The organism is Dyella sp. SYSU CM1112 (assembly GCF_058216415.1).
The window spans coordinates 1-282 of record NZ_JBZEGI010000116.1 but is presented as its reverse complement, the minus strand read 5'-3'; the positions used below and the strand labels follow the sequence as shown (position 1 = coordinate 282).

Genomic DNA, 282 nt, shown 5'->3' with positions numbered 1-282 from the left:
CGAAGCAGCGAACGCAAGTTCTTTCCAGGTTATGTATTGGTGCAGATCGAGACCGATACAGAAGGTAAAGCGCCACGTATCGATGACGAGTGCTGGCACTTGGTCAAGGAGACGCCGAAGTTGATGGGTTTCATTGGCGGCACGGCCGATCGTCCCATGCCAATTCGCGACAGTTAGGCCGATACCATCCTGAGTCGCGTGCGTGAAGGTGTGGACAAGCCGAAACCCAAGGTGTTGTTCGAGCCAGTTGAAATGGTTCGCGTCACCGATGGTCCGTTCAAC

1 pseudogene is annotated in these 282 nt (G+C 54.6%); it reads left to right on the top strand.

The features are described 5' to 3' along the window. Positions 1-282, top strand: a pseudogene (locus AC4HNJ_RS21870) (transcription termination/antitermination NusG family protein); the annotation flags it as partial.